Here is a 15806-nt window from a genome sequence, read left to right as displayed (position 1 = left end):
GAAAGAAAGCGGAAAGCTCAAAGCTCAAAGCTGAAAGCGAAAAGACCAAAGCTGAAAGCTCAAAGCCGAAAGCGAAAAGCTGAAAGCTCAAAGCCAAAAGCCAAAAGCCAAAAGCTCAAAGCTGAAAGCCAAAAGACCAAAGACCAAAGCGAAAAGCCAAAAGACCAAAGCGAAAATACCAAAGCCAAAAGACCAAAGCTAAATGCTAAAAGCTGAAAGATCAAAGCGAAAAGCCAAAAGACCAAAGCGAAAATACCAAAGCCAAAAGACCAAAGCTAAATGCTAAAAGCTGAAAGATCAAAGCTGAAAGCTGAAAGCGAAAAAGACTAAAACAATCCGTATATTACAGTATAAAAAGCCCCTTCGGGGTTTGGGGATAACACACCTCACCGGCAACTCATCACTCATATCTGATATCTCATCACTCATAAAACCCTACCGCCAATCTCCGTACAAAATAAACGCGCCCCAGTAAAATGGATGAACATATTTGGGATTATGGCTCAATATTTCTTGTGCTTTTCTTAATGCTTCGGCTTTATGCATAGTTTTTAAATTCTCGTAAAACGAACTCATTAACAAACTAGTAGCTTCGTCATCAACCGACCATAAGGAGGCTACAACCGTTTTAACACCTGATACCAATAGCGAATTGGCAGGTGAAACAAACCAACCCTTGCTTACATCTTGAGCAACTGCTGTTTCGCAGGCAGAAAGCGTAACTAGATCACAATTTTCGATATCCAATCCTTTAATATCTTGAATGGTTAATCGACCATCGTTGCCAGGTGATGTAGCAAACTTTAAGAAAGTTTTAGAAAAATCGTTGTAATCCAAAATACCGTGCGTAGCAAAATGAACAATTCTACTGCTGATTAAACTTTGTTTGGCCTTATCTTCGGTAGCTACATCACCAATATAAACAGTTGCGTCAGTTATAATTTTATTTATTTCTTTAACCTCTTTTTCTGCGCTCGGCAAAGTTTTATCAGGATTACCATAGGCAGCAAAACTTAATCCCTTTATTAATGTTGGTTCTGCGTTTGAGAAAATATCAAGTCGATTGGTGTAAAAAATTGAATAATCTTCAACTAAATATCTAAATACACCTTTATCATCTCTATTACCGATAGTTTGAAAAGGAATACTACTTAATTCGCCATTGTTAATAATACAGAGTTTTGTTTTACCTAAAATTTCATCCTTAATGGGTTCTATTAAAATTTTGTAGAGTTTCGAACCTGTTTCTGATAAAGTATGGGCAGATTCCACGTAATTATTAAGCTCTACTCCTCTCAATTTTAATGGTTTAGCATTTCCATCTTTAAAAGGATATTTTAAAATTGTGCTAAAATCTTTAACATCAGCAGACAGCTCAGCCCCTGAAATATTAATAAGTTTTGCTTTTGTAGTTTCAGCGGTTAGGGTAAAAATGATCAGTTGATTCTCTCTTACTACGTAAAGTAAAACTGCTACATCGGGTGGTATTTTGCTCTTGTATCTTTTAAGCTCCTCTGGATTTACATTTTTAACAAAATTATCTTTCAAATCTGGATAAGCAGTAACCATGCTATCAACAAAATTTAGCAACTGTGCTTGAGCAAATTTTTGCACTTTTTGTAGGGTGATGATTTTTTCCGTACGCTGCTCACTTATCGGCTTAGCCTTTTCTTTATTCAGATTTTCTTGTACAGAATTAACATTTTGTGCGAGTTGCTTTTGCTGGTCTAAAGCTGTCGATTTCTGAACATTCAAGGTTCTAGTACCTACTTGCCCCATTTTTTCTTTTATGGCTTCGATGTTGCTCTTACTCGTAAACTCTAATGCTTCATCAGTTTTACCAAGCTTTATTAATGTTGAAATAAGTGTGCTATACAAGCTTACTTTTTTCTCATCGCCAGCAAAGAGCTTTTTAGCAGCTTCGCCACCATAAATATTTGTGGCACTTTTCTCTACACTAACTATTGCCTTTTTAAAATACCGCTCAGCAGAATCTAATTGATTTTTATTATAAAAAATTAAGCCACGTTGATACAATGCATCCCAAGCATATTTCACATCGCTAACCCTATCAGAATATAAAATAGCTTCATCAAAATAAGCATTAGCCTCTACTTCTTTCTTTTGAGCAATTTGCAGTTTACCTAAGTACAATGAAGACTCGATTAATTGCGTAATTTCTTGACTGGTTTTTGCGTAGTTATATGAATACAATAAATTAGTGGATGATTTTATAAAATCGCCCTTGTCGTAATAAAGTTTACCGAGGATTAAGGATGCTACGGCTTTTGAACGTACAACTTTCAAATCCTCACAATATTTCATTGATTGTAAAAGAAATTTTTCTGCCTCTAAGTAATTTTTCTTATGATAATAAACCTCCCCAATATTAGAAAGTACTAAAATTTTCTGTTCTGTAACTATTTTTTGATTTTCAATTATTTTTAAAGCTTGATTAAAATACACCAAAGCTTGAGTATAATCATTCTGGAAAAAATAAATAGTACCAATATTATTTAGGGTGGTAAAGCGTGCACTATTTTCTTTCTCAACAATTAATAAACTATCTGCTATTTTATAATTGGCAATGGCTTTAATATTTTCGGATAAATGATTATAATAGTTACCGAGGTTAATGTGCGTATTTGCGATTTGATATGAATTTCCGAGCTCAGTATAAATTTTAAAACAGCTGTCTATCACTTGTTTGGCTAAAACATATTCACCTTTTAACCTATAAAGATCTGATAGAACTAAATAAGAATCTGCTTTGCCTTTCTTGTTTCCTGCATCTACTGCAATTTTTAATGATTCTTTAATGTGTTTTTCCGAATCGTTAAGCTTACCATTCTCCACATCTACCATTGATAGCGAAAGGTTTACGTTTGAGAGTTCTGCTTTATCGTCTATCTCTTTGTAAAACTTCAAAGCCAAATCATAGTTCACTAACGCATCAGCCAAATTGAGCTTTGCGTAAGCCGCATCACCCAATCGTTTGTATGTAGTAGCAAGTTCTACCTTTCCATTAATCTCTTTACTTATACTAAGCGCTTGGTTAAAATAAATTTCAGCCTGGGCGATATTCTTATTTACAGTTTCTAAGTTTCCTAAATTTAGCAAACAGTAAAGCATTTTATCTTTAACCCCGGCTGCTTGGTATAAAGTTAAAGCCTGCAGATAATATTTTAATGATTCTTCGGGTTGAATTGTAAATGTAGCGCTACCCAAGTTGTATAATTGCTCTGCCATTTCCTGCTTTAATCCTAACCCTTTAAATGCATCGTAAGCACTTAAAAAGTAGGTTATCGCTTTTGCGTTATTCTTGTCTTCTAAGTATAAGTTCCCGATTGATCCATCGATACTAGCAAGTTTATCAATAGCTTTTGCTTTTCTGTAATAAAATTTTGCACTATCTAACGCCGATAAGCCTTTCAGTTTTTCTCCTGCCTCTGCATATAAGCTGCCAAGTTTATCGAACGAGTAACCAATTCCATTATTGTTATTTACTTTTTTTCTGTATTCGATCGATTGTTTATGAAACTTAATCGCTTCATCCAGCTTGCCCAAGTTCCACAAACATTGGCCAATTAGAGATAAGCTATAACCTGCATCATCCAAATCAGAATTTGAGACTTGAATTTTAAGAGCATCTTCAGAGGTTTTTATGCTTTTATCATATTCACCCATTTTATAATAAGCAAAACCTTTATTATTCAAAACATTCGCTGTCTTTCTTGGCTGATTAAGACTGTTGTACACAGTGGTAAGAGAATCGTAAACCACGATGGCCTCCAAATAATTATTCTGTATTGTTTCTATATCTGCAATAACCTCTTGAGATCGTGCAACTTCAATTCCGCCAGAAAAATTTTTAATAGCTGAATAATCTTGAACTGATTTTTTTAATTCTATTTTCGCCTCATTATAACTTCCATTCTTTTTTAGCGCGATACCAAATTCTTGCAAAAATCTACCTCGATAATCCAAATATTCGTCGGGTTTTATTTTTGATTTATACAGCACAAAATCGTTGGTTAGCTCGTCAGCTGTTTTTTTCACCCCAACAAAATCGAGCGTAACTCGCTCCAAATAAAGTTTCTTTATTTTAGTTGAGAAATAATAACTATAATTATTAGCCTGTTTAAATAAGGTTATTGCTTTTTCACAATAGGATATACTTTTAGCATACTGCCCTTTATCTAAAGCAATTTGCGCCATAAAATAATTGTAGAATGCGAGCCCCGAAGTATCTGCTAAACTTAAAGCTGTTTTTTGAATCAAATGCAATGTTTCGTCCGCAGCAGCATCATTTCCTAAGTCGCTAAATTCATAAGCTTTATAGCACCAACCTGTTAAATACCCATTTACCGTAATTAATTTTCTATTTTTAGTTAGAAACAATTTTAGTTTTAAAGGATTTTTATCATAAAAACGCACAGAATCTAAAACTTCTTCCTTGTTTAGCGCAACGTTTTCAGCCAAATAAACAGCGAAATATTGTGTTAGCGTTCTATCTTGAGCAATATAACTTGCAGGATAAGCCCTAACATAAGAAAGAAATCCCATCAAATCATTTTTATTAACTTTTTCAAAAATATCTACTAAGTTGCGACCAACATACCGTCCTTCGGTTAAAGTTTGTCTAAAAACTTTATGTACCGTATCTTTTTTCACTATTTCAGATGCCACTTTTAAATCCTTTAATCCTTCATTAATCAATGAATCTTCTAAGGCTTTTGAATCATTTTCGAAAAACTGATTTAAGGAATAGAAGGGTTTAGAACCTAAGTCCAAAAAACTTATATTGTAGCATGCCAGATCATAGAAGATACTATGAAAAGTAGTAACAGGTACATCTAAATTAATGTATGCGTAATCACCAACTTTTATCGAATCGGCTTTCGTGGCCGATGGATACATTTTGGCATCAGCTGCAAACGCATCTCCAACAACCTTTGTAACAGTAAAAAATCCCAGTTCCTTTTGCGATCGCTGTGCGTCTTCTTCGTTATAAACGGCATAAATTTTACCTTGATCTCCTAATTTTATACCAGATTTACCGCCATTCGAAAACATTAGTTTAATGGTATCTGCTTTCGGTTCTACCACTTGAATTTTAAAATAAAAGTCCTTATCGATGGTTTTGCTGTTTACACTTTGAACTTGTGCACAAGCAAGGGTTGCTCCAAAAATCGAAACAATTAACAAGAGTTTCTCTTTAATTTTAAAAAGAAATAAAGTTTTAAGTAAAGTTTTTGCCATAATGGAAAAGATCTTTTTTTAAATTTATAATATTAAAGCAAAGGCATAAAAGTTTTGTGATAAAAGAGCCAGGAACAAAGAGCAACGATAAAACACCTAACAGGCAACTCATCGCTCATATCTCATAACTCATCACTAATTAAGGAGCAACGATAAAACACCTAAAAGGCAACTCATATCTCATCACTAATTAAGGAGCAATTATAAAACACCTAACAGGCAACTCATCACTCATATCTCACATCTCATCACTAATTAAGGAGCAACGATAAAACACCTAACAGGCAACTCATCACTCATATCTCATAACTCAACACTAAAAACCCTACCGCCACTCTCCATACAAAATAAATGCGCCCCAATAAAATGGATGAGTATATTTAGGATTTTGGCTCAATGTTTCTTGCGCTTTCCTTAATGCTTCGGCTTTGTGCATGGTTTTTAAGTTTCCATAAAAGGAGCTCATTAGTAAACTTGTGGCTTCATCATCAACCGACCATAGCGAAGCCACAACCGTTTTAACGCCATTTACCAAAAGTGAATTTGCCGGCGAAACGAACCATCCTTTGGTTACATCTTGAGATACAGCTGTTTCACAGGCCGACAGGGTAACCAAATCACAATTTTCAATATCCAAGCCTTTAATATCTTGGATGGTTAACTTTCCATCACTTCCGGGCGAAGCTGCAAACTTTAAAAACGTTTTAGAGAAATCGCTATAATCTAAAATGCCATGTGTTGCAAAGTGAACAATTTTACTATCAACTAAACTTTTCTTCGCCTTATCTTCGGTTGCCACATCGCCTACATAAACCTTTGCCGTAGGGATGATTTTCTGAATCTCGTTTACCTCACGCTCTGCACTTGGAAGTGTTTTATCAGGATTACCATAAGCTACAAAACTTAAACCTTTAATTAAGCCCGGATCTACATTATTAAATACATCTAATCGGTTGGTATAAAAAATAGAATAATCCTCTACCAAATATCTAAAAACCCCATTATTATCTTTAGTTCCGATGGTTTGAAAAGGGATGCTACTCAATTCGCCATTATTGATGATGCAAAGCTTTGTTTTATCTGCGATTTCATCTTTAATGGGCGCTATTAAAATTTTATATAAGTCTGTGCCTGTTTCGGCTAACGAATTAGCAGACTCTACATAGTTGTTAAGATCTACACCACGCAATTTTAATGGCTTAGCATTTTTATCCTTAAAAGGATATTTTAAAACTGCCGTAAAATCTTTAACATGTGCAGATAGCTCTGCACCAGATATGTTGATTAGCTTTGCTTTGGTGGTTTCTTTAGTTAGTGTGAAAATAATCAATTGATTTTCTCTAACAACGTAAAGCAGAACCGCCACATCTGGTGGTATTTTACTTTTGTAATTTTTAAGATCCTCTGGATTTACATTCTTCACAAAATTATCCTTCAAATCTGGATAAACATTTACCATACTATCCAAAAAGTTTAACAGTTGTGCTTGCGCAAATTTTTGCACCTTTTGTAAAGTGATAATTTTTTCTTTGCTCTGTTCATTTATCGGCTTTGCCTGTTCTTTATTTAAATTATCTTCAACAGAATTTACTTTTTGCGCCAGCTGTTTCTGCTGATCGAGAACGCTTGCCTTTTTGGCATTACTTGTGCTTGTACCCACCTGTTGCAACTTCTCCTTAATTGCTTCAGTATTACTTCTGCTTGTAAATTCTAAAGCCTCATCAGTTTTGCCTAACTTTATTAATGTAGCAATTAACGTACTGTACAAATTAACTTTTTTCTCATCACTGCTAAATATTTTTTTAGCTGCCTCGCCACCGTAAATATTTAGGGCGCTTTTTTCTACCCTTTTTATGGCAAATTTAAAATACTTTTCTGCAGAGTCTAACTGTTCTTTATTGTAAAATATTAATCCGCGTTGATATAGTGCTTCCCAAGCATATTTAACATCTCCAACTCGGTCAGAATTAGTAATCGTTTCATTGAAATATTTGGTAGCATCAACCTCATTTTTTTGTGCCAAAGCCAGTTTGCCCAAGTATAGAGATGATTCTGATAACTGTGTATTTTCTTTGCTAGATTTAGCATAATTATAGGCATAAAGTAGGTTTGTTGATGATTTTGGATAATCGCCCTTATCATAATAAAGTTTACCTACAATTAGTGACGTCATAGCTATAGAACGTACAGCATTCAGTTTTTCGGCATACTCCAACGATTGCAAAAGATATTTTTCTGCTTCTGCATAGTTTTTTTGATGATAATATACCTCACCAATGTTTGATAAAATAAGCAATTTTTCTTCAGTGATTACACTCTGCTTTTCAAGTATTTTCGAAGCTTGATTAAAATATATCAGCGCTTGATTGTAATCTCCTTGATAAAAATATATTGTCCCAATATTGTTCAAGGTAGTAAAACGTGTATTAATTTCTTTTTCTGCCACAAAAATACTATCTGCAATTTTATAATTTTCGATGGCTTTTATATTATCTGATAAATGGTTATAGTAATTGCCAGCCACAATATGAGTATTTGCCACTTGATAAATATTACCCAATTTCCGGTAGATTTTGAAACAACTATCTATTGCCTTTTTTGATAAATCAAACTCACCTTTTAACTGATGAAGATCTGAAAGAGATAAAAATGCATCAGCTTTTGCTTTGGCATTATTGGTTGAAGTTGCAATATCTAAGGCGCTGTTAAATGTTTTTTCAGCATCATCAAATTTGCCTTGTGATATGTAAACGTAACCCATAGCGAGATGAACGGTCGCTTGCTCTGCTTTCTCCTCTAATTCTTTATAAATAGTTAGAGCTTGATCATATTTAACTAACGCATCTGGCAAATTCAGCTTAATAGAAGCAGCATCGGCTAATTTATTATAGACCACTGCTTGCTCTCTTTTTCCATTAATTTCTTTACTAATTACAAATGCTTGCTGGAAAAAATCTTCGGCCTTTTCAAAATTTTTACTCCGAGTTTCGATATTCCCTAGATTCAGCAAACAATAGAGCATTTGATCTTTTATACCTATTTCCTTATATAAATCGAACGCTTGCTTGTAGTATTGTGCTGATAATATTGGCTGATCTTTATAAGATGCATCTGCAACATTGTAGAGCTGAGCGGCCATTTCTTGTTTTAAGCCAAGTGATTTTAATGCTTCGTAAGCGCCTAAAAAATAGGTTATGGCTTTTGTGGGATTATTATCTGATAAGTAAATTTTACCTAATGAACCTTGAATCTGCGCAATTTCATCTTTTGCAGAAATTTTAGTGTAGAAAACCATGGCGCTATCGTAAGCAGCAATGGCTTTCAGCTTATCGCCGGTTTCTGTATATAAATCGCCCAATTTTGTGTACGAGTAACCAGCACCAGCTGGGTTATCACCATCTTTTCTATAGGTTATAGAAAGTTTATGAGATTTTATTGCTTCTTCAAATTTACCAAGAGACCAAAGATTTTGGCCTATAATAGATAAACTATAACCTGCATTGTTCCAATCTTCGTTTTTAACTTGAATTTTAAGTGCTTCTTTTGAAACTTCGATACTTTTATCGAAGCTGCCCATTTTATTTAATGCAAAAGCTTTATTGTTTAGCATATTTGCTTTTTTAACATATTGGGTAAGTTTTCCATAAGCAACGGCTAAGGAGTCATAAACAGGGAGTGCAGCGGCGTAGTTATTCTGTATCGTTTCAATATCTGCAATATTTTCTTGCGTTGCAGCAGTTTCTTCTGCCCCATTAAGATCTTTTAAAACTGCAAATTCTTGAGAGGCTTGCTGATAGGCTACTTTGGCTTCATTTAAATCGCCTTTCTTTTTTAGCGCATGGCCGTAGTAAGAAAGGTAACGACCTTTTAAAAGTTGATATAAATCTTTATCTAAATTAGATTTATAGCGTTCGAAATCACTTTTAAGCTCATTTCTGGTTTTTTCAATCGCTACAAAATTGAGCGCCATTCTTTCCAAATAAAAGCGTTTAAGCTTTGTTTCAAAATAGAATTCATAATTATTGGTCGACTGAAATAAGTTTATCGCCTTATCTGCATACGGAATTGCTTGCGTATATTGTTCTTTATCTTGGATAATTTGAGCACGTATATAATTATAAAATGCCAATCCCGAAGTATCGTTCAAAATTGTACCGGCTTTTTCCGTAAGGGCTAAAATTTGGTTGGCGAGCACATCGTTACCAACATTATTGGCTTGGTAACCTTTTTGAACCCAGTTACGCAAAAACTCATCTTTTATAATCAGTTTTCTATTTTGTTCTAAAAAGGCCTTTTGTTTTAATGGAAATTTTTCATTCAATACGAGATAATCCAACGCCTCTTCTGCATTTAAAGGCGCATCATTAATTACCCAAGTTGCAAAAACCTCAGCCATTTTCCAATCGTTACCTATATACTTACCAGGATACGAGCGCACAAATTTCAAAAACGACATAATATCGTCTTTGTTTACTTTCTCCATTACATCCAACGGACTTCTACCAGCATATCGGCCATTTACAAGTTTAACTCGCAAACTTTTGTAGCTGGTATCCTCTTTAACCATTTCATAAATATCCTTAATACCTATAATGCTCGCATTAAGTAAGGAGTCTGTCAACGTTTTAGAATCTTTCTGCAAAAGGTAATTAACATCATACATCGGCTTTTTAAATCCGTCGAGGAAATTAATTTGCAACAGCGCCAAATCATAAAATAGGCTGTAGTAGTTTTTATCCGGAACGGTGATGGATAGGGTTGCATAATCCCCAACTCTAACCATATCTGCACTAGTAGCCTGCGGATATATTTTTGCCAAAACACCAACAGTATCGCCAATAACATTAATTACGGTGCAATAACCAAGTTCTTTCTGCGATCGATTCGGTTCATTGGTGCTATGAGTTCCAAATATTTTACCTTGGTCGCCTTTTTTTACGCCCCATTTACCGCCGTTATAAAACAGCAATATAACGGTATCGGCATTGGCCTGATAAACATAATTAACCTTGAAATTAAAATCTTTCTTTACTGTTTTAACTGGCGATTTAGCGGTTTGTGCAGTGAGCGAAAAACTAAATAAAAATAAAATAAAAAAGAGAAGTTGCGTCTTAAGATTAAGCAAAAACGAAAGAAATTTGAGATCAGTTTTCATAATTTAGCTAATTAACAACCAATAATACAACTATTTAATTGTAATGGAAATACCCACAAATGGGTATTTATTCGCCAAAAAAAAAGAACTTTAACAAATAAAAGCTCCTTGAAATTAATCAAGAAGCCTTTAATATTTTTGCTAAAAAAATTTAATTATGCAGTAACAGGATGCTCTTTTGCTGCCAAATATCTTTCTGCATCAAGCGCAGCCATGCAACCAGAACCTGCTGCCGTAACCGCTTGTCTGTAATACATATCTTGTACATCTCCACAGGCAAAAACACCTTCAATGTTGGTTAATGTAGAACCTGGTTTGGTAAGCAAATACCCGGTTTCATCCATATTTAACTGACCATTAAAAATATCGGTATTTGGTTTATGTCCGATGGCCACGAAGAAACCTTCAACTGCTATATCAGTTTCTACATTAGTTACATTATTTAAAACTTTAACAGCAGTTACATTTTTTCCATTACCTAAAATTTCTTTCGTCTCGGTATTGTAATGCACGATAATATTTGGTGTAGATAAAACTCGAGCAACCATAGTTTTTGATGCTCTAAACTCATCTCTACGAACCAATAAATGAACTGTTTTACATAATTTAGCTAAGTAAGTTGCTTCTTCCGCAGCGGTATCACCGGCACCAACAATGGCAACATCTTGACCTTTAAAAAAGAAACCATCGCAAACTGCACATGCAGAAACTCCGAAACCATTATATTGTTGCTCGCTCGGTAAACCCAACCATTTCGCTGTTGCACCGGTAGCAATAATAACCGTGTCGGCGGTAATGGTTTTAACTTCATCCACTACAATTTTGTGTGGTGTGGCCGAAAAATCTACCGAACTTACATAGCCAAAACGGATATCTGTTCCGAAACGCTCCGCTTGTTTACGAAAATCTTCCATCATTTCTGGCCCCATTATTCCTTGCGGATAGCCTGGAAAATTTTCAACGTCGGTAGTGTTGGTAAGTTGACCGCCGGCTTGCATACCAGTGTACATAAGTGGCTTTAAATCAGCTCTAGCAGCGTAAATAGCAGCAGTATATCCCGCAGGGCCCGAACCTATTATAAAACACTGAACGTGTTCATTTTCTTGTGACATTATATTTGCGTGTTTGTTAATTACAATTTAAAAATTCAAATTTAATGCTTTATATAATTATTGACAAGTAAGCATTGTCAACATAGTTTACTTATTAACAAAAAAGCCCATCACAAAAAATTGCAATGGGCTTAAAAAAGATTTTTTTCCTATTTTTTCGTGATCTCGTTGTCAGATCCTGTTGTACTTACAATTGCCAATCCATTTTTATTAGAACTAGTTTTGTAAACCACATTATTATCACTTCCTAGAACTACTAAAGACATCACTTTTTCAAGTTTAATAACATTATCGTTTCCGGTAACTTTAAAACTTTTTACATAGCCGATAACTGTAATGTTATTATCGTTACCCATAATAACTACATTTTCTCCATTGCAAGTAATGGTTTGCTTAAGATCATTACCAACAATTTTTTTAATAGATGATTGAGTGGTAGTTTTGGATGTTACAGATGTTTTTGTGGTTGCCTTCGTAGTTACATTAACATTACCACTCTTTGTTTTTACAACGGTTCCGTTGGTTTTAACCTTAACATTACCACCTTCTATTTTTACTTCTTGAGCGAAGCCCAAAAATGGTAAAATTACGAGCGCAGCAAGAATTGTTGTTTTCTTTAGATTTTTATTTTTCATTAGATTAATTTTTGCACATAGTAGCAAACCACATGCCATTAATAATTAGTTACTATTGAAACTGGATCTGTTTTCACGATTAAAAACTTTCTTTATTCAAACCTACATTCAATAGCCAATCGCCCTGCGAACGCCCAGAACCATTTATAATAGATTTTGACGCAATTTTTTCTTGCGCATTTTTAATAGATTTGCTGATCATATCATGTTGGATAATTTCATCTTCTCTCATCCCCATTTTCTGCATCATTTCTGCAATTCTATCGCCACCAAACAACTTAAAAAGAGGTTCAGAAATTGAAGAAAAAACAGTGATTTCGCTCACTCCAAATTCTGTAGCTTTTCGCTCCTCTTCAGCTCTTAGCGGATGATGTTCTACAAAAATCAATTCACTATCTTGTTGTGGAATACTCAAGCGATCGGCTAAATAAATCTGATCTTCAATTCCGTTCTCTAAAAAGAAATCGTGAAGCTTGTTTTTTGTTTCTTCAAACCAGGCCACAAAAATCACTTTAGCATTATTTTTCTTATGCGCTACGCAGGCTGCAAATTTTGCTTGTTCTGTTATCCAAACATTATCAATAACCTTTAAGCTTTTTTCTTTTTTACCAAATAAACCGAACATAATAAAAGTTTCTAAATTTTTGCAATTATTTAGGTTTGTATAATTCCTACATTAAATTTCTTTGTAATGGGCGATTGGTTTGCTGCCGCTATGCCCATCGAAATTACCTTCCGCGTTTCCAGAGGATCAATTATACCATCAACCCAAAGCCGGGATGCTGCATAATACGGTGTGGTTTGACTATTGTATTTATCTGTTATTTCTTTAAGCATTTCTGCTTCTTTTTCGGGGGTAATCTCTTCGCCACTATTTTTTAAAGAAGACTGTTTTATTTGCAACAAGGTTTTAGCCGCCTGTGCACCACCCATTACTGCTATTTTTGCTGTAGGCCAAGCATAAATTAACCTTGGATCGTAAGCTTTGCCACACATGGCATAATTGCCCGCGCCGTAAGAATTGCCAATAATAATCGTAAATTTTGGAACAACAGAATTGGCTACTGCATTAACCATTTTTGCGCCATCTTTAATAATACCACCTTGCTCTGATCTGCTGCCCACCATAAAACCAGTTACATCTTGTAGAAATACTAGCGGGATTTTTTTCTGGTTGCAGTTCATAATAAATCGTGCTGCCTTATCTGCACTATCCGAATAGATAACACCTCCAAACTGCATTTCGCCTTTTTTCGATTTAACAACCTTACGCTGATTGGCAACGATACCTACTGCCCAACCATCTATCCTACCTAAACCACAAACTATACTTTGTCCATAACCTTGCTTATACTCTTCAAATTCCGATCCATCAACCAAACGATTAATAATATCCATCATTTCATAAGGCTTTTCTCTACTATCGGGCAAAATACCATATAAATCTAATTCATTTTCTTTTGGCTTAAGTGATTTTACCCGATCGAAACCAGCATTTTGTGGCGCACCGAGCATGCTCATAATATTTTTAATACTAGCTAAGCAAGCTTCATCATTTGGGTGTTTGTAATCGGTAACGCCCGATATTTCGCAATGCGTAGTTGCACCACCTAAAGTTTCGTTATCTACTTCTTCGCCAATGGCCGATTTTACTAAGTAAGATCCGGCTAAAAATACAGAACCAGTACCTTCAACAATCATGGCTTCATCGCTCATAATTGGCAAATAAGCACCACCTGCTACACAAGCACCCATTATTGCCGAAATTTGCACAATCCCTTCTGAAGACATGATTGCGTTATTGCGAAACATTCTACCAAAATGTTCCTTATCAGGGAAAATTTCGTCTTGCATGGGTAAATAAACGCCAGCACTATCAACCAAATAAATTACTGGCAAACGGTTTTCCATTGCAATTTCTTGTGCACGTAAATTTTTCTTGGCCGTCATCGGGAACCAAGCGCCAGCTTTAACTGTTGCATCGTTGGCCACAATCATACATTGTCTCTTGCTTACGTAACCGATACCACAAACTACACCTGCTGCGGGGCATCCTCCTTCTTCTGCATACATTCCATCGGCGGCAAAGGCACCAATTTCTAAAAAATTCGACCCTTCATCAATTAAATAATTTATCCGCTCCCGAGCCAATAATTTACCTTTAGCTTTTTGTTTTGCTGCGTTTTTTTCTCCCCCACCCAAATATATTTTCTTGAGTTTGTGATTAAGCTCATAAACCATTTGCTTGTTTACATCCTCATTTTTATTGAATTCGATATTCATGCTGGCAATTTAAATTTTATTTTAGAATAAATAGATTGACCAAATTGGTTTTGGGTACACCGCGCAGAGATATTTACTTACTTAGTTTTATTTTAACCAAAAGGATCAAAATAAAATACAACTTTTTGGAGGAGAAAAATGCAAATGAATAAAAAAATGGATGTTGTGATTTCTCATCCCAACATCCATTTTTTAACTTTATGTTTTAAATTTTTACAACTACGAAATAAAATGATACAAGAAAACTACTTCGCCAACAAATGCTGATTTTTTTTGATCTTCAATTTCCATCTCTATGCTCATGTTCACTTTTGTTACACCACGTAAATTTATTATCGAAGCAAGTTTAGCTTTTAACCTTACACGGCTATTTACGGTTACTGCTTGTGCAAAACGTAAATTTTCGATACCGTAGTTAATCTCCATTTTTAAATTTCGAATATCCACAATCTCTTTCCATAAAAATGGGATTAAAGAAAGTGTTAAATATCCGTGGGCTATTGTTGCTTTAAATGGACCGTCATTTTGGGCTCTTTCTTCATCAACATGAATCCATTGATGATCTAACGTAGCATCAGCAAATTTATTAATCTGTTCTTGTGTTATGGTAAGCCATGATGAAACGCCTAACTCTTTGCCAAGGTGTTGCTCAAATTCTGCGTGACTGGTAATAATTTGCATTTCGATCTTTTTTTATAGGTCTATTTACTATTTCGTTTGAGCGTTAACTATATTTTTTCTTAAACTAAATTTCTATCTCTAAACCAAACATCATCAGGTTTAGCCGAGAAGTTGTCCATTTTTTCAATTAAAACTGATGCATCTGACTCGTTAAAAACCAAATCTTTATTGGCTTGTTTTAAAAATCTATTTTGTACCATTAAATCCATTTGGGCGAATAATGGATCGTAAAAACCATCTACATTTAGTACGCCGATTGGTTTGCTATGCAAACCCAATTGTAACCAAGTTAATACTTCAAAAAATTCTTCTAAAGTACCAAAACCACCAGGTAAAATGATAAAACCGTCAGATAAATCGGCCATTTTCTGTTTCCGTTGATGCATGTTTTCCGTCACAATCATTTCGGTTATTCCAGCATGCCCAACTTCTTTATCCATTAAAAACTGAGGAATAACTCCTGTAACTTTTCCTTCAAGATTTAATATATCATTGGCTATAACGCCCATTACACCCACGCTACCACCACCGTAAACCATAGTAATGTTTTTTGTTACCAAAGTTTGCGCAAGTTGTTTTATGGCATTTCGTAGGTTTTCATCGCCGTTAAAATTAGAACCACAGTAAACGCAAACTGATTTTAGTCTATTCATTTCCAAAAAAATTTATCGAAGTTAA

8 protein-coding genes are annotated in these 15806 nt (G+C 34.7%); all 8 read right to left on the bottom strand.

What is annotated here, in order from left to right; translation table 11 throughout:
* Positions 1–435: 435 nt before the first annotated feature.
* Entirely contained in the window at positions 436–5262 is a 4827-nt protein-coding gene (locus EZJ43_RS06560) for a CHAT domain-containing protein (RefSeq protein ID WP_133261884.1), read from the bottom strand.
* A 325-nt stretch (positions 5263–5587) separates the two neighbouring features.
* Positions 5588–10417 carry a CHAT domain-containing protein gene (locus EZJ43_RS06555; protein WP_133261883.1) on the bottom strand — a complete coding sequence of 1610 codons (4830 nt, stop codon included), beginning with the start codon at positions 10415–10417 and terminating at the stop codon, positions 5588–5590.
* Between the two features lie 155 nt (positions 10418–10572).
* Complete coding sequence (trxB, locus tag EZJ43_RS06550; RefSeq protein ID WP_133261882.1) at positions 10573–11529, bottom strand: thioredoxin-disulfide reductase; 957 nt, start codon at positions 11527–11529, stop codon at positions 10573–10575.
* 149 nt (positions 11530–11678) lie between these two features.
* Complete coding sequence (locus EZJ43_RS06545) at positions 11679–12164, bottom strand: DUF3060 domain-containing protein (RefSeq protein ID WP_165953094.1); 486 nt, start codon at positions 12162–12164, stop codon at positions 11679–11681.
* Between the two features lie 79 nt (positions 12165–12243).
* Positions 12244–12789, bottom strand: coding sequence for a preprotein translocase subunit SecA (locus EZJ43_RS06540; protein WP_133261880.1), 546 nt, complete (start codon positions 12787–12789; stop codon positions 12244–12246).
* A gap of 29 nt (positions 12790–12818) precedes the next feature.
* A complete protein-coding gene (locus EZJ43_RS06535; protein ID WP_133261879.1) occupies positions 12819–14447 on the bottom strand; it encodes an acyl-CoA carboxylase subunit beta in 1629 nt (542 codons plus the stop codon).
* 219 nt (positions 14448–14666) lie between these two features.
* Positions 14667–15128, bottom strand: coding sequence for a MaoC family dehydratase (locus tag EZJ43_RS06530; protein WP_133261878.1), 462 nt, complete (start codon positions 15126–15128; stop codon positions 14667–14669).
* 59 nt (positions 15129–15187) lie between these two features.
* Entirely contained in the window at positions 15188–15781 is a 594-nt protein-coding gene (locus EZJ43_RS06525; RefSeq protein ID WP_133261877.1) for an LOG family protein, read from the bottom strand.
* Positions 15782–15806: the final 25 nt, after the last annotated feature.

The sequence above is a fragment of the Pedobacter changchengzhani genome, from assembly GCF_004354365.1.
Lineage (GTDB): Bacteria > Bacteroidota > Bacteroidia > Sphingobacteriales > Sphingobacteriaceae > Pedobacter > Pedobacter changchengzhani.
This window is presented reverse-complemented; position numbering and strand designations above follow the sequence as displayed.